General features: G+C 34.8%; 18 protein-coding genes. 12 read left to right on the top strand and 6 right to left on the bottom strand.

Annotation, left to right across the window (positions count from 1 at the left end; all coding sequences use genetic code 11):
* Both QO182_RS09440 and QO182_RS09435 read right to left on the bottom strand, forming a co-directional pair.
* Complete coding sequence (locus tag QO182_RS09440) at positions 1–1395, bottom strand: RagB/SusD family nutrient uptake outer membrane protein (RefSeq protein ID WP_371561205.1); 1395 nt, start codon at positions 1393–1395, stop codon at positions 1–3.
* An 18-nt stretch (positions 1396–1413) separates the two neighbouring features.
* Positions 1414–4497: a SusC/RagA family TonB-linked outer membrane protein gene (locus tag QO182_RS09435; RefSeq protein ID WP_371561203.1), complete on the bottom strand. Its 3084-nt coding sequence runs from the start codon at positions 4495–4497 to the stop codon at positions 1414–1416.
* A 934-nt stretch (positions 4498–5431) separates the two neighbouring features.
* Between QO182_RS09435 and QO182_RS09430 the strand changes: the two genes are divergently transcribed.
* The 5 genes from QO182_RS09430 (at position 5432) to QO182_RS09410 (ending at position 9512) form a co-directional block, all read left to right on the top strand.
* Positions 5432–5680, top strand: coding sequence for a helix-turn-helix domain-containing protein (locus tag QO182_RS09430; RefSeq protein WP_371561201.1), 249 nt, complete (start codon positions 5432–5434; stop codon positions 5678–5680).
* 124 nt (positions 5681–5804) lie between these two features.
* A complete protein-coding gene (locus QO182_RS09425) occupies positions 5805–5927 on the top strand; it encodes a hypothetical protein (protein ID WP_255673695.1) in 123 nt (40 codons plus the stop codon).
* Positions 5928–6460: 533 nt separating this feature from the next.
* Positions 6461–7294: a TlpA family protein disulfide reductase gene (locus QO182_RS09420; protein WP_371541062.1), complete on the top strand. Its 834-nt coding sequence runs from the start codon at positions 6461–6463 to the stop codon at positions 7292–7294.
* A 215-nt stretch (positions 7295–7509) separates the two neighbouring features.
* Positions 7510–8580, top strand: a complete 1071-nt coding sequence (locus QO182_RS09415) for a type I restriction endonuclease (protein ID WP_371561199.1) — start codon at positions 7510–7512, stop codon at positions 8578–8580.
* 176 nt (positions 8581–8756) lie between these two features.
* Entirely contained in the window at positions 8757–9512 is a 756-nt protein-coding gene (locus QO182_RS09410) for an abortive infection family protein (protein ID WP_371561197.1), read from the top strand.
* A gap of 221 nt (positions 9513–9733) precedes the next feature.
* On the opposite strand, the gene QO182_RS09405 is transcribed toward QO182_RS09410, so the two are convergent.
* A complete protein-coding gene (locus QO182_RS09405) occupies positions 9734–11323 on the bottom strand; it encodes an IS1182 family transposase (protein WP_371561196.1) in 1590 nt (529 codons plus the stop codon).
* Between the two features lie 85 nt (positions 11324–11408).
* Between QO182_RS09405 and QO182_RS09400 the strand changes: the two genes are divergently transcribed.
* Positions 11409–12260: a TIR domain-containing protein gene (locus QO182_RS09400; protein WP_371561194.1), complete on the top strand. Its 852-nt coding sequence runs from the start codon at positions 11409–11411 to the stop codon at positions 12258–12260.
* Positions 12261–12553: 293 nt separating this feature from the next.
* On the opposite strand, the gene QO182_RS09395 is transcribed toward QO182_RS09400, so the two are convergent.
* Positions 12554–13441, bottom strand: coding sequence for a hypothetical protein (locus QO182_RS09395; protein WP_371561192.1), 888 nt, complete (start codon positions 13439–13441; stop codon positions 12554–12556).
* A gap of 1 nt (position 13442) precedes the next feature.
* Positions 13443–14285, bottom strand: a complete 843-nt coding sequence (locus QO182_RS09390) for a HipA family kinase (protein ID WP_371561190.1) — start codon at positions 14283–14285, stop codon at positions 13443–13445.
* Positions 14286–14578: 293 nt separating this feature from the next.
* Between QO182_RS09390 and QO182_RS09385 the strand changes: the two genes are divergently transcribed.
* The 3 genes from QO182_RS09385 to QO182_RS09375 all read left to right on the top strand — a co-directional run bounded on the left by QO182_RS09385 (position 14579) and on the right by QO182_RS09375 (position 17561).
* Positions 14579–15154, top strand: coding sequence for a hypothetical protein (locus QO182_RS09385; protein ID WP_371543351.1), 576 nt, complete (start codon positions 14579–14581; stop codon positions 15152–15154).
* A gap of 1 nt (position 15155) precedes the next feature.
* Positions 15156–16106, top strand: coding sequence for a nucleotidyl transferase AbiEii/AbiGii toxin family protein (locus QO182_RS09380; protein WP_371543348.1), 951 nt, complete (start codon positions 15156–15158; stop codon positions 16104–16106).
* Positions 16107–16715: 609 nt separating this feature from the next.
* Positions 16716–17561 (top strand): RteC domain-containing protein, encoded by an 846-nt coding sequence (locus QO182_RS09375; protein WP_371543345.1) that lies wholly within the window; start codon positions 16716–16718, stop codon positions 17559–17561.
* 77 nt (positions 17562–17638) lie between these two features.
* Here QO182_RS09375 and QO182_RS09370 read toward each other — a convergent pair whose 3' ends face one another.
* On the bottom strand, positions 17639–17920 hold the full coding sequence (locus tag QO182_RS09370; protein ID WP_371543342.1) for a hypothetical protein: 282 nt from the start codon (positions 17918–17920) through the stop codon (positions 17639–17641).
* Between the two features lie 383 nt (positions 17921–18303).
* Between QO182_RS09370 and QO182_RS09365 the strand changes: the two genes are divergently transcribed.
* From QO182_RS09365 to QO182_RS09355, 3 genes are all read left to right on the top strand, one after another.
* Positions 18304–19950 carry a helix-turn-helix domain-containing protein gene (locus QO182_RS09365; RefSeq protein WP_371561188.1) on the top strand — a complete coding sequence of 549 codons (1647 nt, stop codon included), beginning with the start codon at positions 18304–18306 and terminating at the stop codon, positions 19948–19950.
* Between the two features lie 200 nt (positions 19951–20150).
* Positions 20151–20585, top strand: coding sequence for a transposase (locus QO182_RS09360; RefSeq protein ID WP_371543336.1), 435 nt, complete (start codon positions 20151–20153; stop codon positions 20583–20585).
* Entirely contained in the window at positions 20585–21451 is an 867-nt protein-coding gene (locus QO182_RS09355) for an IS3 family transposase (RefSeq protein ID WP_371543333.1), read from the top strand. The genes QO182_RS09360 and QO182_RS09355 overlap by 1 nt, the downstream gene beginning before the upstream one ends.
* Positions 21452–21689: the final 238 nt, after the last annotated feature.

Here is a 21689-nt window from a genome sequence, read left to right as displayed (position 1 = left end):
TTAATATCCAGTATTTTGAGGTTTTAGAAATGGATTTACTAGTAATTCAGACTGTGGCAAAGGCCATAATTGGTCGGTTGCATTCCATCCAGGTTTCGTACCCAAGACAGCATCCAGCTTCCCAAAACGCTTCAGATCAAAAAAACGATGCCCGTACTCGGTAAATAATTCAACCTTGCGTTCTTGTAAGATGGCTTCGAGTAAGGTTGTTTGAGTAGTAGCATCCGTATCTGGTAGGCCTGCCGTATGTCTTATCTTGTTTAAATCTTCTTTGGCACCTATCATGTCTCCTTGCCTAGCACGTGCTTCTGACCGAATCAGGTACTGCTCTGCTAGTCTGAAAATAATGGAGTATTCTAATGAGGAACCGCTAGCAATGTCTTGCTTGTATTTATAAGGATGATACCAAAGGCCACCTCCTTCGGTAACCGTCTTTATCCAATGACTCTTTCTCAAATCGTTGGTCTCAAATTGGGATACAAAATTATCTGACAAGGCAACCAACTCTGGCGGACCGGAAAAGAAAATAAAGGTGCTGCCGTCATCTGTATTCGCACCTTCACTTCCAGAAGCAAGTTGCCATATAGTGCTAGTACTTTCTTTTAGAAATACGGAGTCAAGATTATCATCCCATATATAAAGCGAAGTATCATTCAATACTGCTGAGGCCATATTCGCTGCTTCTGCAAAATCACCATGGTACAAGTACACGCGTGCAAGCAATGCCTGTGCTGTCGCCTTATTGGGGCGAGTTCGGTCTGCTTTACTATAGTCTGAAGGTAGTAAGGTAATAGCGACTTCAAGATCGGCAATGATGTTTTTATAAACGACTTCGGTCGCCATTCTCGGCACTGTACTGTTGTAAACATAATCGGTTGTACTTACATAAGGCACATCCCCAAAAAGATTTACGAGGTAAAAGTGCGTTATGGCTCTTGCAAAAAGTGCCTCACCCTGTAATTGATTTTTATCACTTGGCGCTAATGAAGCAGAATTACCTACTCCTTCAAAAATAGCATTGGCAGCATAAATCTGATTATAGGAACTGTTCCATAATAGGGAAACAAAAGCATCTGAAGCTAGTAAAGAATTATTATAAAAATCGGCTGTCGTGTAAGCACCATTTTCATAAGAAACTAGTTCATCAGCATACGTACCCAACAGGCAAGAAATCCCAAAAGACTTTCCGGTTAACAGTCCGTTCTCTCTCATTTGTGCATAAACATCAACCATAGCTGCATTGGCCGTGGTCGCGTTCTCAAAAACCGCGTCCGTGGTCAACTGCGAATTAGGTCGGTCGACTGCAACAAAATCATCACAGCTTACAATGAAAAGAAAACTAGACAGAGCCAGTAGTTTTATAGAATAGTTCCGAATTCTTATTTGATTTTTCATGTGTTTGGATTTTAAATATTAAAAAGTAAGTTGCACTCCAGCTGAAATAACACGTAAAGGAGGTAAAGTACCGCCTTGGGTAAACTCAGGATCTCCACCTTTGTAAGAAGTGATAGTTAGGAGATTTTGTGCCTGTAGTGACAAACGACACCCCAACTGTGGCAACAATTCACGTGGAAAATCGTAAGAGAGCGAAATGTTTTTAAGCCGTATATAAGAGGCATCACTTACAGCACCGTCACTCAAACCAAAATATTCACTAGCCTGCATAACTTGTTGGTCAGTGCCAGTAGTATACCTCTGATATGGAGCCAAATCCCCAGCCTGATGCCAGCTGTTGACATAAGCTGATGGTTGATTACTCAATAATCCAGCAAAGCGCTGCGTATTGGCAAAATTGAAATTCTCTTGTTTAACAAACTGGAATAGAAAATCCAATTGTAAGCTTTTGAAAACAAATAGGTTTTGCAGTCCACCATAGTATTTTGGGTTAAAATCCCTAACTGTTTCACGGTCATTTTCATACGATATAGCACCATCGCCATTCACATCTTTAAATTGATACAGTCCAGTTTGTGGATCGACTCCAGTAAAATGAAATAGTTTTCTTATTGTCGTAGGTTGTCCTATTACATAATCGCTTCTGTAGCCAGAAGATTCTAAATCAGGAAAAGAAACCAATCTATTGGTCGCGCTGGTTATATTAAAATTAGTCGTCCACGAAAAATTATTAGTTTTAATCGGTACTAAGCGCAGCGTAGCTTCAAAACCAGTATTTTCAACAGTCGCGTCTAAATTGGCTTGGATGCTACTAAAACCTGTGGTTCCTGCTAAAGGTAAACCAACCAGCTGGTTGGAGGAACGATTTTGATACCAAGCGGTTGTCAAAAAAATACGATCATTAAAAAATCCAAGCTCTAGCGCAGCTTCAAATTTTTTATTAGTTTCCCAACCAAAATCAGCATTATAAAGTCGCGCAGGCTGCAAACCATTGGTACCTCCATATTGATATCCAGAGGAACTGTAGGTGTTTAGAAATTGGTAATCCCCTATTTGATCATTTCCAGTGGTACCATAACTAGATCGTAGTTTTCCAAAACTGAGCCATGAACTATTTTCAGCTAGCAGTGGCTCTTTAAAAAACAACCAAGCCCCGCCTATGGCTCCAAAAGTAGCAAACTGCTTTCCTGGTCCAAAACGGCTAGAACCATCCCTCCTACCGGTGAAATTTACAATATACTTGTCGACAAAGGTGTAATTAGCTCGTCCAAAAAAAGCTTGATATTTATAAAGTATAGCATTATTATTCAAAATCAGTGTCACCGATGCCGACGCCAAGTCAGATAGCAAGCTATTACTTGTAAATCCACTGGCGAGGCTAAGTAGCTTTTCGCTATCTTGGTTTTGATAACTGGCTCCTACCAATACATCAATTTTTGATTTCCCAAAATCCCCTCTCCAGTTCAATTGTGGCTCAATAATCCAAGACCGCCTGCTCAAGGTATTGCTATAAATGGAGGAATACTGACTGCCTAAATTATAAGCAGGATTATACACAGTAGAGGGTATAGAACGATTGTCCTCATTATGAAGGTCGGTAAAACCAAGACTCGTCTTAAATTCCAAGTTTTTGGCCAATGTATAAGAAAGTAAACTATTCACTATAAGGTCAGTGGTTTGAGCGATATTTTTGCTTTCTAAATTGGCCAATGGGTTTTCCCAAGTACTGTTCTCCCAGTTCAGCTTGTTATCCGCATCATAAAGTGCGGGAGCATTCGGTGCAACTTGCCTCGATAAGGTTACAAAGTCAATCCATGGTAAGTCGTTGTGCTGCGCGGTATAGCTTCCCGAAAAAGTAATGCGAAACTTTTTGTCCTCGGAAGCATGGTCAAAACTAAGTCGAGCACCTCCTCTTTTATATAAAAAATCTCCGGGGAATACGCTGCTTTCCGTTCGATAATTACCACTAAAGAGATATTTAGTTTGTTCAGAACCACCACTAACCGAAGCCTGCAATCCCATGACTTCAGACGTCCCTCCTATCAGTTTCTTTTGCCAATCGGTATATCGGCTCGGATCCCAAGTACCGTTCACATCATAGGCATTTGCGGGATAGCTAACAATGCCATCATTGGCAAAAGCTTCCTGACGCATCGCTAAATACTGCGAGGTATTCATCATAGGCATCATCTTGCTGACCGTTCCGCTACTGTGATTGCTGTTAATTGTGAAGGTTGTCTTACCCGTTTTGCCTTTTTTAGTGGTAATCAGCACTACGCCATTGGCACCACGAGAACCATAAATTGCTGTGGCATCTGCATCCTTTAATATATCAAGGCTTTCAATATCGCCAGGATTAATACTCCCTAATGGGTTGCCATCCCCAGGAATAGACGTAGACGTTTGGCGGTCGCTAATAGGATCAGACGAATAGGGCACGCCATCAATAATAAAGAGTGGAGCATTCGCACCCTCACGAAGACTGTTTAACCCCCGAATGTTGATACTGAATCCGCCACCTGCAATCCCACTTTCCTGTACAATATTCACACCCGCCATCCTTCCTTGCATAGTCGCAAGCACATTTGTGACCGGTTGCGTTTCAATAGCCGCCGCCGTAATTCTAGCAATACTTCCTGTACGCTCACTTTCTTTTACGCTGTAATAACCTGCATTGACACGAACTTCCTGTAAGTTGGTAGCGTCCTCTTGAAGCTGGATATTAAGTATTGTTTGATTATTGACAGCGACAGCAATCGTTTTGTATCCTATAAAGGAGAACACAAGTACATCTGTAGGTAAAGCATTTATGGAGTAGTGTCCATCAAAATCAGTAAGGACTGTCGTATTATTTCTCTTTAAATGTACGGTAACTCCAGGTAAAGGATTTCCTTTATCCGTTACTGTTCCCGTAATTTGTTTAATCTGAACTTGTTCAATCTGAACTTGTTTCAGATTCTCCTTTCGCAAGCTATTGCCCACTTTGAGCAAAGTCGTAGGGATTATGGGCGTATTAGCAAGAGTAACACTAGTATTCAGTAGTATGCAAATAAGCAGATACCACAATACCGCCCTACCCTTGTTTAATGAAATATTTTTCATAATATTGGTTTAGTTAATGTAAATGAATGTTTTTGTTAGCATTGGTCCTCTTTTCAGTTGTCCAGACGGTTAGAGGGCCTTTTTTTTGCACTTACTTTTTGTCACCCTGATTTAGTTTATACTGAGCGAAGCCGAAGTACAGTCGAAGGGCTTTTTGTGTTTACTTTTTATTCTATCATAGGCAGGGTTTTAATTGGATTTATATTTTGTTATTTTTTCTTTACTAGGTACAACTGTGGCAACCATAAATCCAAAGACATATCAATACTATTAATGCCACTATTAATGCAGCTTGAATTTGTCTGTAGTATTTCATCTTATTAATTTATGGGGGTTATAAAATGGGTTTTGGGTCATGGGTTTTGTTTTTTAGGTTATGAGTTATTTCAAATAAGTGGATCTATTTCCTTTGGTCTTAATTCACCATCAAAAAAACAAGCCTGCACCTTTTACTAACAAATTCAAAATAAATTAACTAGGCGATTATTCAATGGACCTTTCGGTGCAGGTGTTTTATAGGGAGTATTCATTTATTCAATCATAGGCATACAAGTTTTAGCGGTTTAAACTGCTGCGAGACTATAAAAATGAAGATAAAGCGCTAAGAATGAAGTGGAGTAAATACCAAAATAGGGAGCATAAAAAATGGCATGGAACTCATCTTAAACGCTTCAGAGGTACTGGTATACCCTACACACGAATAAGTGAGCCCACGCCATGGGACGTGAGCATAGTACTTATCTTCTCGTGTGTTAAAATTACCAGTTTTCTGAAACGAGATTCAAAGCGAATGCTTCAATATTGTATTTGAAGAATCGCAAAAATACACTACTTTAATGTAATGATAAAACAAATATACTAAAAAACATTAACGTGGTAATATATTGCCACATTAATTTCTTTAAATTTAAAGAAATTGCCTAAAACATAGGCTATGATTAATGAAACTACAAAAAGTGCATTTTTACTGCAATTTGGTAAAAGGCTCGGAGAAATAAAAAAACAGAAAGGTCTAAGTTATAGGAAGATTGCTGAAAATTGTGATCTCGACGCAAGTTTTATTAGTAAAATTGAAAAAGGAACTGAAAATATAACATTAGAAACAATACTTAATTTATCATATGGACTTAAAATACAGCCTAAGGAGTTTTTTGATTTTAGAGTAGATTTAGAAAAAGAATAGTTTAGATAGTGCAAATACCACAACTAAGCACCCATCGCCAAAGATTTCATGAAATTAATTGTACATTTTTATTATTCTGACTTTTTTTATATATTTGGATTTAACAACTTAAAACTCTGAAATTATGGCACTTAAACCAGGACCAAAAAGAACGGCAACATCAACAGGACAGCCAGACAAACGCCAACGTGATAATAAAGACACTCCTGGTAATACACCTTCATTAAAACCGCCTAAACGAAAGTGACAAATAGTAGATTTGTGATTATTTAAAGGGTTACGTTATCCTCAAAATATGAAAACAATATGTAGAAAGATGCTCAGGCATCTTTTTTTATGTCTATAGATATTCCCACATTGCATATCGAAATTCCCAAAATGCATATTATATAAAAATTTAAACCCCTATTTTGACCTTACTTAAAGATTCAAAATATGGAATGGTATGAAATCATTGGGTTTGTTGTGGTATGGGTTTTAGGTCTATATCTGAGAGGGAAGTTTTATGAATGTATGAGGAATAGGCATTATAATGATAGCTGGAGAACTAGAAGAAAGAAATGAAAAAATGCCGCAATAGAATTAGCTTACTATTATCCTATTTAAATAAAGTCAAAATATCACTAAATGTGGGTATTGTAACAATAGTTTTAAAAGTCTTTATTTACGAACTAGAATATATAGCTTGAAATATGGTAAAACTTAAAAAAAGCGTTACTTGTTGATGTTATATACAAGTTATGCGTAATTCGCAGCACGCAGTACAATAAAAATCATAAGATGAAAACAATTATTAAGTCATTAATTTTAGGCACTCTGATATTCACATCAGCGTGTAATAATAGTAGTAAACAAACCCAAAAAAAAGCAAAACTAGAGCTAAAAAATAAAAACGATGTTACCAAGCCTGAAGACATCTCATATGACACCAAACCTGAGGACATCTTAAAGGATTTTATAACATGGTATGATTACGATTATTACAATATTCGATTAGCCCAAGACTTTATTGCATTAGACACAAATTCTACAGTTTTATATAAGACTCAATTTTTGAATAAGTTACTTACTGGCAAATTTTTTGCTATCAAAACAGCTCTTAAAGACAGTATCCCAAGTTATAAGCTATTTAAACTTAATAATAAAGATTCTGCTATTACTTCAACAATTATGCAATCGGCTTCATCCGAGATTTCAAATTATAAAATGGAAGGTAAAAAGCTACCAGATTTTAATTTTACTGATTTGAATGGAGTCGTGTATAACAGGGCAAATACAAAGGGAAAAATTCTTATTCTAAAGTGTTGGTTTATACATTGTGTAGCTTGTGTAAAAGAATTTCCCGAATTAAATCAATTAGTAAAAGACTATAAACAAGACAAGAATGTTATATTTTTAAGCTTGGCAAGTGACAACAAAAATGATTTAATAAATTTTCTTAAAAAAAAGCAGTTTAACTATGCTGTAATACCAAATTCGGATATTTATATGAAACAGTCTTTAGGGGTTCAATTATATCCAACACATCTTTTTGTAGACGAAAATGGCAAAATTCAAAAGGTTGTAAATAATGTTGACGATTTAATTGCATTTATTCGTAAATCTAAATTATAAACTGGACTCAGATAGAACTACGCATAACACACGCTACAAGCAATTTGGGTATTAGGCTTAATTTAAATATGGTTTTGTATTTTGGATGATTTGGCAAATCCGAAAAATGGGCTTAATTTAGTTCCAAACTGCTTGTAGCGTGGGAACGTTAGATGTAACCGTACCGTAAAACAGAGAAATAGTGCTTATTAAAAATATATAAAATATAAAAACCAATGGAAGATTTAAAATTAAAATTACAACAACTACATGAACGGGTTGATTCTTTAAAAGACCAAATAAATACAGAAGAAGCGACTAAAAATGCTTTTGTAATGCCTTTTATTCAAATACTGGGTTATGATATTTTTAATCCAACAGAAGTAATTCCTGAATATATTTGTGACATTGGTACTAAAAAAGGAGAGAAAATAGATTACGTAATTAAAAAAGATGGCGAACCTATTTTAATCATTGAATGTAAAAAATGGAATGAAAATGTTGATGCTCATAATTCTCAACTTCATAGATATTATCACGCTTCAAAATCTCGTTTTGGTGTTTTAACAAATGGTCATATTTATAACTTTTATGCCGATTTAGAGAAACCTAATATTATGGATGAAAAACCATTTTTTACTTTAGACATATCAGACTTGAAAGAAACAAGTTTAAAAATTTTACAAAATTTTTCTAAAAATGGTTATAACCTTGAAGAAATTTTAGATTCAGCAGAAGGATTAAAATATATAAAAGCAATTAGAAAAGAATTTGAAAAAGAAATACAAGAACCTTCAGACGAAATGGTGCGTCTTTTAGTAAATCGATTTTTCACTAAACCTTTGACTGCTCCAAGATTAGTTTCGTTTAAGGAATATACTAAAAAAGCATTTTCTACTTCAATAAATGAAACTATAAACTTTAGATTAAAAAATGCTTTAAATATATCTGAAACTGTTCCTTCAAAAGCAACTGAACAAACAAATGCGATTAACGAAAATGTAGAAACTCCAAAATTTATCACAACAGAAGAAGAAATTGAAGGTTCACAAATCATAAAAGCAATTTTAAGAGAAGTTTTACCTTCTTCAAGGATTGCATTTAGAGATACTCAATCTTATTTTGGTATTTTATTAGATGATAATAACAGAAAACCGATTTGTCGATTACATTTTAATTCCGCAAATAAATACGTTGAACTTTTCCATAACGGAAAAGATAACGGAGAGAAAAAGCTAATTTCTTCTTTAGACGAAATCTATGACTTTAAAACTGAATTATTGTCAACAATAAAAACCTACGAATAACAGAACATAAAACGGCAACGCCTAACCACCATTTTAAGCTAACTGGAATTTAGTGGAATTATCGTTTCGCATAAAGTTTTCGTTAAGCCGAAAATTGAGCTATTACGAACTTCCAACCATATCAAAGTAGCATAACGTTATATGAAAACCTAAAACATTATACATAGATAAAAATTATGCTGACAAGACCTGAACTTTTTATGATTACAAATTCCTATATCGGAGTAAGCGGTGGTTATCTTGGAGACTTTTCATATTCAACACACAAAGAATTTTATCCGTATTTCTGCGACGTAGATATTTCACCAGAAACGTATGAAGGTACAACAAGACAAAGATTTTTGATAATTCTTGAAAAGTCAGATGCACCAACACAAGCTAAAATACTAAAAGGTATAGTTAAAAAATATCCTGTTGACTTTTTTCCAGAGGAAGTCAGACAAACTAAAAATAAAATAGCAGATGAAATTGGTGAAATAATTAAACGACTGGAAAGCGCACAAGCAGTTGGTTCTGAACAATTGACAATAACTAACGAAACGGTTGAAAGGGCAATTCAAGACACAAAAATTTTGATAGAAAAAAATGGTGCAACAAGTGGTGTTGACAGGATTCATACAGCATTACACGGTTATCTCAAAGAAGTTTGTAAAAAAGCAGGAATTGTTTTGACAGATGATGAAAATTTAACACAAGTATTTAAAAAACTTAAAGCAAATCATCCAAAATTGCAATTAGGTGGACATAGACAAAACGACATTGATCAAATAATTAGTTCGTTTAGTAATACACTTGACAAACTAAATCCAATTAGGAATAAAGCAAGTTTATCACATCCAAACGAAGAGCTATTAGAAGAAGACGAAGCGATGTTTGTTATAAATTCAGCACAGACAGTTTTAAACTATTTAAACAGAAAATTCAAACAATAACAAAATATGCCAGGAGTCAAAAGCCATAGAGCTATCTGGAAATTAGTGGAATTATCGTTTCGCATTACGTTTTCGTTAAACCGAAAACTGAAAAGTTACGAATTTCCAGCCATCTCAAAGTGGCAAAGCGTCAGGCTGTGAAAAAACCTCCTTTCCTGATAATTTTGTAAATAATACATACACCTAAACGGAAATATAGTCGATCTACCGCAAGCTCTTTTTTAGGTAGCAAATTGTAGCTCATTTTTAATAATGTCTTTATAAACCCTAAAATAGTTCGTAATAAAGACAATACAAGCTTTTGCTTTGTAGGGCGTGTTCCAGTTCTTGATTTTGGCAATTAAATCGGGTACACCAAGAATATTTATCGTGCGTTTGATGTTGTAGACAAGCATAATTAAACTATGCTCCCCATTTACTTTTTCGAGGCCCGTCAAATTGGTGTGATTGTAGCCCCATTGTCTCTTGATGGTTCCAAATATATGTTCGTTGATTTCTTGCCGTGTGCGGTACAATTGTGGGTTTTCCCGATAACGTTTGTTATTTTCTTCAACGGCACTAGCATACTCGCTACGGTCTATTTCCCTTCCTGCAGGTCTTGCAGTACAAAGATGTTTTACGGGACATTCTTTGCAAGATGGTGTTCGGTATTTCTTAAATTGATATCCGCTTTGTTCTGTTCGACCACTTTTTTTATGCCATCTTCCCGTCGTTTTTAAAATTTCTCCTTGGGGACATGTGTAAGTGTCATCGGCTTTATTGTAGATGAATTTGGCTACCAAATAATCTGGTTGTGTGACGCTTTCTTTACTTGTTCCTGGCGTAGGATGGGCTACAATGGTGGTGATGTTATGGTTTATGCATTGGGCAATTTCCCTTCTATTATGGTAGCCTTTATCTACCAAAACGGTGAAAGTCTCTACGCCCAAATTTTCTTTTGCTTCCAAAGCGATAGCTCCTAAAGCGTTAAGATCGTTACGATTTATGGTATGAGTGGCTACGACCAAATTGTGCTTATTATCAACTGCTGCTTGGATATTGTAACTTATCTCGACTACTACTCCTTGTACCAAAAGGGCTCGTGCGTCTTGATCAGTGGTGCTTATTTGGGGCTGTCCACTCCCTTTTAGTTTTTCTTGCAGAACTTCATAACCGATTTTATTAGTTTTTAAACGCTCTATTTTTTCTTGAATTTTAGTTATCTTAATACCGCTGTCTTGTAAATCGTTTTGATCTAAATCGGTTAAGTATTCTTGAGTTTTCTCCTCAATATAAGCTAAATGTCTATCAATTTTCTTTTGATTGAAATTAGCTTTCTTGCTGTTGTGCGCTCTACTTTTAGTACCATCAATGGCAATGGTTTCACCGGCAATCAAGTCCACATCTTTAAGGAATGAAACAAAGAGTTTGAACAAGTTTTTCAATCCCGATGGATTCTGTTTTCTAAAATCAGAAATACTATGGTAGTTCGGTACAATTCCACACAAAAGCCATTGCAATTCGATGTTGCGAGCGCACTCCTTTTCCAGCTTTCTTGAGCTCCGAAGACCATTTAGATAACCATACAAATAAATTTTAAGAAAGATTTTACTATCAAAGCTCGGGCGGCCTTCAGCTTTAATGGTTTGAACAGAAAAACCTAAAGTTTGTAATGACAATGCTTCGACAAAAGCATCGATAAAACGAACGGGGTTTTCCGGTAAAATAGTGTCTTCTAAACTAGAAAAAACCATCTGATTGCGAGCAATGCCTGTGATGTGTTGCATCATTAAATATACAACTTTTCTTGCTTTAATATTCGAAATATACATTATATTTGAAAGAAACAAACGATAGTTTTTTCACAGACTGGCGTTAGTGGCAAGCTTTGAAAACATCATCGTGAAAATCAACTCTATGAACTCATCATATTATCAAAATCTAATTAGCCGAATCGAAAAAGATGTTGCTGATTTACAGAAAAAAATCGCCGATGAAAATAAAAAGGAAAATGATAAGGCAAAACAAATTGATTCTGTGAATAGATCAATCAATAAAAGTACTCCACTCTCAACTTTACAAAGCAAACAACGGCAAATTCAGGGTTATCAAAATGATATTTATAACTGCAAAAAGAAAATTGCCGATTACCAAAAACAAATTGCAAACAAATCTATTGAGCTAGGAAGAAAGAAACAAGATCTGAGAAAGTCAGAGGAAACTGAGCAGAAAAAGTTTCAAAAAGAGCAACTTGATTTTCAGAAAAAACTTCAAAGAGATATTAATGATCAAAAAAGTCAATTGGAGTTTCTAGTTAATCAAAATTATTCTTCTAAAATTACAATCAATCAGGATGAAGAATCTGATAAAGAATTTGATTTTTTTATTTCTCATGCGTCCGAAGACAAAGACGAAATTGTTCGAGATTTGGCAGACGCATTAAAGGAAAACGGTTTTGAAGTTTGGTACGATGAATTTGAATTGAAAATTGGCGACAGTTTAAGAAAGAAAATAGATAATGGACTTTCTAAATCGAGATTTGGAATTGCAATAATTTCACCATCTTTTGTAAAAAAGAACTGGACGGAATACGAATTAAATGGGATGGTTGCACGAGAAATGAATGGGCATAAAGTTATATTACCAATTTGGCATAAAATTTCTAAAGATGAAGTTTTAAAATTTAGTCCATCGCTTGCCGACAAAATGGCTTTAAATACTTCAATTCATACGATTGAAGATATTGTAAACTCATTAAAAGAACTATAAGCCAGCCACTAACAGCTACCGCAACGGATTTGGGAAGTTGGTTTTGTATCTGAATTGATTTGCTTCGCCTGTTCGCTATCGCTCGGGTGGCAAATCCGAAAATAGGGCTTAATTTAACCTCAAACCCCCGCTCCCGCACGAATCCTTTCGTGTGGTTCTTTATAACAAACTACACATACAATCCCCGATGGCGCGGAATTGCTTTTCGTGACTTCTTTTAAAGTTCGATTAAAATATTTTAGAGAACAATAGCAGAAAACGTATTGTAAAAAGAAAGGGCTGAAAAGCCCTTTTTATGATTCTAAAGTCAAAAGAAAATCAGAAAACTTGATATTATCAGAGTTACAAATCACTTCAGTTTCTTTTTCTAATAGATCTGGCGTAATAAAATCAAAATCATCTTTGTAGTTTTGAATACTCAAATCAAACAAATCATGCTGTAATGTCCCTTGATTGGGTTCTTCAAAAGCTATTTTAATTTTTTTTACTGTAGTATTGGCCTTTTGGGCAAAGACATTCAAAGCTTCTTTTATAATTTTTGTTTCATACAAATGATGAACCACCGTTTGCTCTCCTAAACTAAAATCAACGATTTGAATGGCACTGATAGCTCCATTCTTAGTAATCAGCGGTATATGTGTCTCTTTTAGAATACCATTGAAAGTAAAAGGGTCAAAAGTAAATTTTAGATCCGCTTTTTCGTCAAGACCTTCTTTTTCAAAAGCAGGTTTTATCTTTTTGGCAAAAGTCACAATTTCTTTTTTGGTTTCTATAGCTACCGTCTCCCCTATAAAGTTGTAATAATACTGCAAGAATTTCTCCGCAGTAAAATCAAAAGGCAAAGAAGCAGGTTCCGTAAAATGCAAAATGCCATTATTATATTTATTCAAATAAGAAATATAATCTTTAGAGAAAATCGACTTTGCAAATACTAATTGCTGTTGGTCTTTGGTCAAAGCTTTATTAGTCTCAGCCACTTTTTGCTTGATTTGCTGCAAGGCATTTTTAGCCATGCTTCCAATCCCTATTTTGGTTGGTGCGAATTTATCCAATAATCCCAATTTGCTTTTAGAATAATCAAAATAAATCTCATTTTCAGTGATTGCCAATACGCCCATAACCACTTTTTCCGAAGAAATAGGGTTAGTTTGAATGCTGACAATGCTAAAAAATGTTTTCATATTAATAAATGGATTTACTGTTCAATATAACTGCTTTTACTTTATCAATTCGTTCTTCACAAAACAAATATTCTTGTATTCGGTCCGCTAAATTAGGCGTTAATTTCCATACATTAGGTAATTGAAAAATAATGGCATCAATAACCTCCTTATAGGAAATTTTCAACAAAGGTATGAAATTATCAACAATTTCAATTATTTCTTCTTCGTCCATATAATGAATAAAGCTCTTGTAAAAATCCGATTGATGAAACTTATCCTGATTTTCGAAAGGCATTTTTGAATTAAAAACTCCAATTTGGTGAACTCCACCAAAAACAAAAGCATGATCAAATGCCATTATTTTACGTTTGCTACCAGATCTAACAACCAATAAATTGTAATTAAAACCTGGATTGATAAATCGCCCTCTATCCACATTATTAATCCACAAATCAAAAAGAGCAATTTTGATCACGTCTTCTGGATTTACAATTCGATTGTATTCTCTTTTATTAGTACAGGTTTCAAATTCGTTAATTTCTTCTGAAGGATCTATTCCTTTAGAACCAAAGCAAATATGGTTTACACGAAGACGTCTGTTTTTTATGATTTTACTTTTATCCAAAGTTCCTTCAGCAACCTGAACCAAAGCAATATCTGGAGTAGGGATATTCAAGACTTTCAGTAGATAATGCGAAACTATTTCATAAGCAAGGCAATTAATTTCATTTGGATCAAAATCCACTAAATATTTGCAGTAATACAAATTGTTATCATTACAAATAAACTTTAAAGGAGCATGACCTGATGTTTTTGTTTCTTCCAATAAAAGTTCTGTTTTAACCTTGAGAATGTCAATCATACAATTTATAGTAGTTTATAGTAAATATAGTAGTATTTCTTTAAAACAATGTGCTTCAGCAGAATAAAAATGACAGGACTACAGAAGAGTAATTGAACCACAGCACTTCGAGCTCTCCCTCTTTTGAACCATTTAAATTAAAAATACAGCTACTAATAAATAGCTTTAATATCTAATTTAAATAACTAATTATCCGTGATAAAACATTCTAAACAAACTATTTATAAATAATATTTGCATGAATTTTAAATTAAAATGTCTGCAAATAAATATTATTTCCTAACTTTGTAATCATGAATAAATTACAGGAACTAAAAAAGCATTTAAAACGAGGAAAGGTATACCGCAGGGCTGATTTGTCTAAGTGGTCCAGATCGGTTGACCGCCACTTGGAAGAGCTTGTAAAGGAAGGAACTTTACAAAAGCTATCTCAGGGGCTTTACTCCTATCCTGAGCTAACTGTTTTTGGACAGGTACCTCCGGAAGAAGAAGTATTGATACAGTCCTTTCTCAAAGACAACCGCTTTTTAGTTACTTCTTTAAACGCTTACAACACATTGGGTGTAGGAACCACACAGCTCTACAACCGTAAAACCGTGTATAATCACAAACGCCATGGTGATTTTAACCTCGGAGGGAAAACATTTTATTTTAGGATAAAACCGCATTTCCCATTAAAAGCCACACCGGAGTTTCTGTTGGTAGACCTGCTCAACAATTTGGATCAGCTCGCAGAAAATCCAAAAGACGTACTCAAAAAAGTACGGTTGAGGGCTGTAACTATGGATGCTAAAAAACTAAAATATTCGCTCAGGGAATACGGCAGTGCCAAAGCAAAAAAGCTGTTAGAACCGTTTATAACAGCCTGATATGTCTGATTACTTACACAACCATAAAGATTTTGCTGCCTTGCTTCGAATAGTCGGTCAGGAATTGAGCATTGAACCAGGTCTTATTGAAAAAGATTATTGGATTATGCATGTCTTGTACGGTCTAAAGCAACAAGGCTATAAATTTGAACTCAAAGGCGGAACTTCATTATCTAAAGGTTATGGTATTATTCACCGATTCTCCGAAGATATCGATATTCATATAAAACCTCCAATCAACTTGAATATTGATGAAAATCCAAAAAAAGAAAAACCGGCAAATATTGAAGCTAAAAGACACTTCTATGATGGACTGGCAGCTGACATAAAAATAGATGGGATTATAGATGTAAAAAGAGACATTGCCTTTGACGATACCAGATATTATCGAAGTGGTGGCATCAGGTTGAATTATAATAGTATATCGGAAGGTATAGATGGTGTCAAGGAAGGTATTCTTCTTGAAGCAGGATTTGATACAGTCACCCCTAACAACAATCTCTCCATTTCTTCATGGGCTTATGACAGAGCTATAGAGCAAGGTGTTGATATAATTGATAACCAAGCAAAAGATATTGCCTGCTACCATCCTGGTTATACTTTTGTCGAAAAATTGCAAACCATAGCGACTAAATTCAGACAGGAACAGGAAACTGGCGAAGAACGTCAAAATTTAATGCGCCACTATTATGATGTATATAGTCTATTAGAAAATAAGCAGGTTCAGGACTTCATTGCCTCAGAAGAATACCAGGCACACAAAACAGCAAGGTTTCCCAAAACAGACTACAATATTCCTATTGCAGAAAATGAGGCATTCTTGCTAACTGATAAGGAACTTAGGAATCGTTTTAGACAACGATATGAAAAAACTGCAACACTGTATTATAAAGGCCAACCAAATTTTAACGAAATGCTTGCTGAGATTGGCAAGTGGGTTGCAAGATTATAATAAAAATCATTATCACCCGGCTCTTCGAGCTCTCTCAACCTTCAACCAGTACCTTTTATCTTTAACCAAACATTAGAGGTTAAAAACTGGCAATTTAGCTACGAAACAAAATTACTGTGGTCATGCGAATGCAAAATCTTCAACAAACAATTAAAAAATAGAGAATAAACTTTTAAATAGTAATTAACATATAGGAAGTACTTCTACCGCTTCCGCCTTGTTCAATAATACCTTTACCCATTAAATCTTGAGTATCTCTAAGAGAAGTATCAGTAGAAACGTTAGTGATTTAGGCATATTTAGAAACAGTAAGCTTCTCAAAAAAATCATCAAGAAGAAGTCGAAGTATTATTATTGCGGTGGGTTAAAGTCAGTAGCCACAAATAGAATACTATGCGCTGATTATTTCTATTTATCACCGCATTTTTGCGGTAAATACAAAACAGAATCACCGCATTTGTCCAAAAAACAAAGTATGCAATTCGGGAATTTCACTATTCAATTCGGGAATTGAACACTACACCATTTGCAAGCCTAGCAACCATTAAATATATTTACAGCACAATCCAATTACCAAATAAGTTAATTTGTAAATCTTAAACCGCTTCAATGAAATCATTTTCTGAATCCTTGATGTCCCAATTAGAGCAGCAATTAAAAATGATCCATCTGCAAACAGAAAACCCTATACAATCGGCCGAACAAGCCATCAAAAGCTGCGTTGCTGCCCTAGAGAGACTGAAAACCTATTTCATAAAATATAAAGGGCTTAACAAAAAGGAGGAAATAGAATTCTTTCGCGACATCAAACCAAAGTTTGCGAGCAAACTGATTTACTACTGCGAAATCTATACTATTGAAACCAATAAGCCACTGGGTTCCCACAAAGAAATTAGTAGATATTATAAAGCAGAACTCCTTAAATTAAAAGTGTTCTTCCGCGACAACCAAGAGTTTTACCGCTACTGTCGCACAGCTAACAACTGTCTTGATAGCAAATATTTTATACGCGAAAAATACGATCTTAAATTAATGATGGACAGTATTTATTTTCAAATAGACCATCGATTCGCAACCTCTCACGACTATAAGATGGCTCGCATAATAGCGAACGATGAAATAAAAATTTTTCTGCTGGAGCAAATGGAAAAACTAGAAAGAAAGGCAATAACAACACAATCGCCTTACCCACTCTCTAAAAGCCTAAAATGGACAGGATCAAAAGTAGATTTGATAGAATTAATTTATGCTCTGCATTCAGAAGGCGTTTTTAATAATGGAGCCACAGGGCTCAAAGAAGTCATAACCTTTTTCGAATCTTCTTTAGAAATCGAATTGGGCCAATTCAACAGGGTTTTTCTGGAAATCCGCAACAGGAAATCCGATAGGACAAAATTTATGAATACACTCAAAAACAAACTCATAATCCGCATGGATGATGCAGATGAAAATTAAAAAAAAAGCTGCTCACACTAAAATGAGCAGCCTTCTAGTTTTGATTGTAATAACTCCTATCTTAAACCTGGATTCAACTACTCGTTGCTCCCTGTAGTTCCTGTAAAATGGGTGATAAGCTTTTTCCAGTCTGGATCAACGGTTTCATCTGCCTGCATTGTAACTGTATTAGTCGATAAACTTTCCGTAGCGAGCACTGTATCCCCTTTTCTGGGAGTATAATAAAAATTCTCCTTCTTCGCATCTGACATGCCTATCGTATCGCCCTCTACAAGAGGACTATCGGTTGTACAGGAAGCAAGTGCAAATAGAACCGATAAACAAATTAATGTACTAAAACCTAAATAGAATTTTTTCATCTTTGATAATGTTTTAAATGTTACTGATTACTTTTTAATCAGTTCATTTCTCCCGGGATAATCTGAACAATTTTGATGGTGGTTTTGCTCATAACAAAACCGTTTGAATTCAGGGCAAAACTAATGGGACCTTTCCCCTCCTGCAAGCCAACAACTGTTCAATTCGGGAATCTACAATATGTAATTCCCGAATTGAACACACTACAATTTTCAATAAGCAACATATATTCAGATAGTTACCATAAAAAAGACAATAAGATTATTTACTAGGTAAATTCTTGCGTCTGTATAGTTATTTTAGTTACATTTATTTTGCAGGAGTAGTGTATTGAGATATATTAACCTTGTGATTTCTAATCAATAAGTGCCAATCTCTTAGGAATATGACAAAAAAACACTTGCTTATAGTATGGGTATTCTTTTATAATTACGCGTATACGCAACAAAGGAATTTTGTCATTCCGGACAGTCTTTCAACCAAAGACTATGAATATTTTAGCAGCAACATACTTTATGAGGAAAAAGATAGTATCAAAGAAATGCTGTATGCGCAGGCATGGTTAGCCAAAGCAAAACGGGAGAAAAACTATGGTCAAAAGGCGCAGTCCTATAAAGCCTTAATTTATACAAGCGATAAAAAGCTACAACTTATCTATGCCGATAGTATGTTGATAGCGGCAAAAAAAACAGCTGATTTTACATTAATCGGATCGGGTTACATCACGAAAGGGGTTATCCAATACGATCGTAAAGAGCATATGAAGGCATTGGACAGCTACCTCATGGCAGACGAATACATTTCAAAAACAAACAACCAATATCAAATTCACAAAGTAAAATATGGCATTGCTCAGATCAAATATTACCTTGGATTTTACCATGAGGCAATAGCCTTATTTAAAGAGTGCTTGGGCTATTTCAAGGAAGAAAATAACCGTGCTTATCTGAATACACTTCATTCATTAGGCCTTTCTTACAACCGCATAGGTAAATATAAGTTATGCAGCCAAATGAATCAGCTGGGGCTGAATGAGGGCTTGCGTCTTAAAAACCTAGAAATGCAGTCCTACTTCATCCATTCCGAAGGCGTAAATCAGTATTTCAAACACAATTATCCTGACGCAATAAAGAAATTGACAAAGGCACTGCCTGCTTTAAAAGAGAATAAAGACTTTACAAACGAAACGACGGCCTATTTTTACATCGGTAAAAGCTACTGGGCCCTCAAGTTGCAGGAAAAGGCAGTACCCTACTTAAAAAAGATAGATGAAGCTTTCCAAAAACAAAAGTACATCCGCCCTGATTTACGGGAGGCTTATGAACTCTTAATTGATTACTATCGGGAACAAAACAACAAGGAATTAGAACTATACTACTTCAGCACCCTGTCAAAAGTAGATCAGCAGTTACTTAAGGATTACAAATACCTTTCAGGCAAAATATACAAAGAATACGACAGCAAAAAAATACTTCAAACTCAAATAAACAATGAACACTACTGGACAGTTGTGGTCTCCATTATAATAACTATAATGTTAATAATCATTGTGTTTCTGGTACACAGACACTATAAAAGCAAAAGATTATTTGAAGAATTAATGAATCGCAAACCCGACACGGCCCAATCATTAGTATTAAACAATACCAGTAAAGAACTCGATATCAATCCTGAACTAATTACTGCAGTTCTAAAAAATATCGAAAAATTTGAGCGCAATAAAAAGTACCTCGAAAAAGACATGACTTTGGCAAGAATAGCGTCATTACTAAACACCAATACGAAATATGCTTCTAAAATTATTGCACGCTATCGAAAAAAAGGAACAGTTGAATATATCACCTATTTAAAGATTGACCATATTATAGAATTACTCAAAAACGAAAACAAATATCGCAATTACACCAATAAGGCATTAGGTGACGAAGCTGGTTTCGGTTCCACGCAAAACTTTACTCGAGCTTTCAAAAATCAAACAGGCCTTTCTCCCACCTATTTCATTAGTAAATTAAGAAGTCAACGAAATTCATAAGTAATAGCAAGACATCATCTAAGATGCCATTATAGTTCTCATTTTAAAAATCTACGATGAAAATTTTATTATAGAGCACCCAAAAGAAAGCATTAATTTGACCATTCCAGTACAATTAAAAGCCTACACCGAAAAACGATTATTTCCTTTTTTTGAAGGTTTGTCCCGTCCTGAAATAGCGATACACAAAAAGTATCCTAATGGAAAAACATGAAGAAACACGCTATGTTAAGCGAACTCAAAAAGATTACTCAATGTCTTTTAAATTACAAATTGTTCAAGAAATTGAACGAGGAGAACTTACAGTTACGGAATCCACAAAGACTTATGGCATTCAAAATAGATCCACTGTTGTTAAATGGCTCCGAAAATTCGGTAACTTTGATTGGGAAAATCAAACACCATTTACTATGTCAAAGTCGCCAGAACAAAAGATCATGGAGCTTGAAGCCAAGGTAAAACTTCTAGAGAAGCAGAAGTCCTTTTTGGAACGACAAGCCTTTGTTGCAGATAAAAAAGTAATCATTTTTGATATGATGATCGATATCGCAGAAGAAGAATATAAAATTGACATACGAAAAAACTCTCCACCCGAACAATCGACCATTTTAAACACAAAGAACAGCAAACAATAATGTTCGCCTGTAATTTGTTCGGGATAGACAGACAGGTTTATTATCGAAGAATTAAAAGAAAAAGTAACAAGGAAGCTAAAGCAATTGAAGTCGTGTCAATGATTAATCAAGTTAGGAAAACAATGCCCAGGCTAGGTGGTAAGAAATCATATCACATACTAATGAATGTTCTTAAGCCGATGAAAGTTGGAAGAGATAAATTATTTGATATACTCAGGGCTAATCATTTATTGATACAGCCAAAACGTAGTTATCATGTAACAACTAATTCTCATCATCGATTTAGAAAACATCAAAATCAAATTCTTGACTTAGAAATACATAGGCCCGATCAAGTTTGGGTTTCAGACATAACATATATTGGAAAACGAGAAAAACCGTGTTATTTGAGCATTGTTACAGATGCATATTCTAAGAAAATTATGGGATATTATGTTGCTGACAATATGAATACAGAAAGTAGTGTTAAGGCTCTTAATATGGCTATAAAACAGAGAAAGAACAACGAAATACCATTGATTCATCATTCAGACAGAGAATTGCAATATTGTGCTAATGATTATCAAAACACGCTAAATAAAAACGGAATATTGCCAAGTATGACGCAAAACTCTGACCCATATGAGAATGCTGTAGCTGAAAGAATAAACGGAATATTAAAACAGGAATTCATGATTGATAAATACAACCTAGATTTAAAAATCATGAAACAGATTGTTAAAGAATCAGTCACTATATACAATGAATTAAGACCTCACTATTCTAACTATATGCTGACTCCAAACAAAATGCATTTACAAAATCAAATTAAAATGAGGACATATAAAACAAAAAACACTTGCAAAAATGTTTCTGCAAGTGTTTAATTAAATATTTTTGTCTAATAATCTGTATCGGTTATTCAGGACGAGACAGTTTGATAACGGAGGGAAGTTTGCAGCATATAGTTTCAAACAAACTGAAAAATAAATCCAAACGATCGCATGGGCTCACTCCTCGCCTGTTGTAAAAATTGCATCGAAGCAGTAAGTTTTCAACCAATAACAAATGAAGATGTCTAAGAAATGTCTCTAATGTTATAAAACTAACCGATAATACTGTTGG

The sequence above is a fragment of the Flavobacterium sp. Arc2 genome (genome assembly GCF_041431385.1).
In the GTDB taxonomy this organism is placed as follows: Bacteria; Bacteroidota; Bacteroidia; order Flavobacteriales; family Flavobacteriaceae; genus Flavobacterium.
The sequence above is the reverse complement of the archived record's forward strand: the minus strand, read 5'-3'. Positions and strand labels throughout refer to the sequence as shown.

Coding starts and splice junctions, on each gene's coding strand:
- QO182_RS09440 (WP_371561205.1), bottom strand. CDS start 1,395: ATGAAAAATCAAATAAGAATTCGGAACTATTCTATAAAACTACTGGCT.
- QO182_RS09435 (WP_371561203.1), bottom strand. CDS start 4,497: ATGAAAAATATTTCATTAAACAAGGGTAGGGCGGTATTGTGGTATCTG.
- QO182_RS09430 (WP_371561201.1), top strand. CDS start 5,432: ATGATTAATGAAACTACAAAAAGTGCATTTTTACTGCAATTTGGTAAA.
- QO182_RS09425 (WP_255673695.1), top strand. CDS start 5,805: ATGGCACTTAAACCAGGACCAAAAAGAACGGCAACATCAACAGGACAG.
- QO182_RS09420 (WP_371541062.1), top strand. CDS start 6,461: ATGAAAACAATTATTAAGTCATTAATTTTAGGCACTCTGATATTCACA.
- QO182_RS09415 (WP_371561199.1), top strand. CDS start 7,510: ATGGAAGATTTAAAATTAAAATTACAACAACTACATGAACGGGTTGAT.
- QO182_RS09410 (WP_371561197.1), top strand. CDS start 8,757: ATGCTGACAAGACCTGAACTTTTTATGATTACAAATTCCTATATCGGA.
- QO182_RS09405 (WP_371561196.1), bottom strand. CDS start 11,323: ATGTATATTTCGAATATTAAAGCAAGAAAAGTTGTATATTTAATGATG.
- QO182_RS09400 (WP_371561194.1), top strand. CDS start 11,409: ATGAACTCATCATATTATCAAAATCTAATTAGCCGAATCGAAAAAGAT.
- QO182_RS09395 (WP_371561192.1), bottom strand. CDS start 13,441: ATGAAAACATTTTTTAGCATTGTCAGCATTCAAACTAACCCTATTTCT.
- QO182_RS09390 (WP_371561190.1), bottom strand. CDS start 14,285: ATGATTGACATTCTCAAGGTTAAAACAGAACTTTTATTGGAAGAAACA.
- QO182_RS09385 (WP_371543351.1), top strand. CDS start 14,579: ATGAATAAATTACAGGAACTAAAAAAGCATTTAAAACGAGGAAAGGTA.
- QO182_RS09380 (WP_371543348.1), top strand. CDS start 15,156: ATGTCTGATTACTTACACAACCATAAAGATTTTGCTGCCTTGCTTCGA.
- QO182_RS09375 (WP_371543345.1), top strand. CDS start 16,716: ATGAAATCATTTTCTGAATCCTTGATGTCCCAATTAGAGCAGCAATTA.
- QO182_RS09370 (WP_371543342.1), bottom strand. CDS start 17,920: ATGAAAAAATTCTATTTAGGTTTTAGTACATTAATTTGTTTATCGGTT.
- QO182_RS09365 (WP_371561188.1), top strand. CDS start 18,304: ATGACAAAAAAACACTTGCTTATAGTATGGGTATTCTTTTATAATTAC.
- QO182_RS09360 (WP_371543336.1), top strand. CDS start 20,151: ATGGAAAAACATGAAGAAACACGCTATGTTAAGCGAACTCAAAAAGAT.
- QO182_RS09355 (WP_371543333.1), top strand. CDS start 20,585: ATGTTCGCCTGTAATTTGTTCGGGATAGACAGACAGGTTTATTATCGA.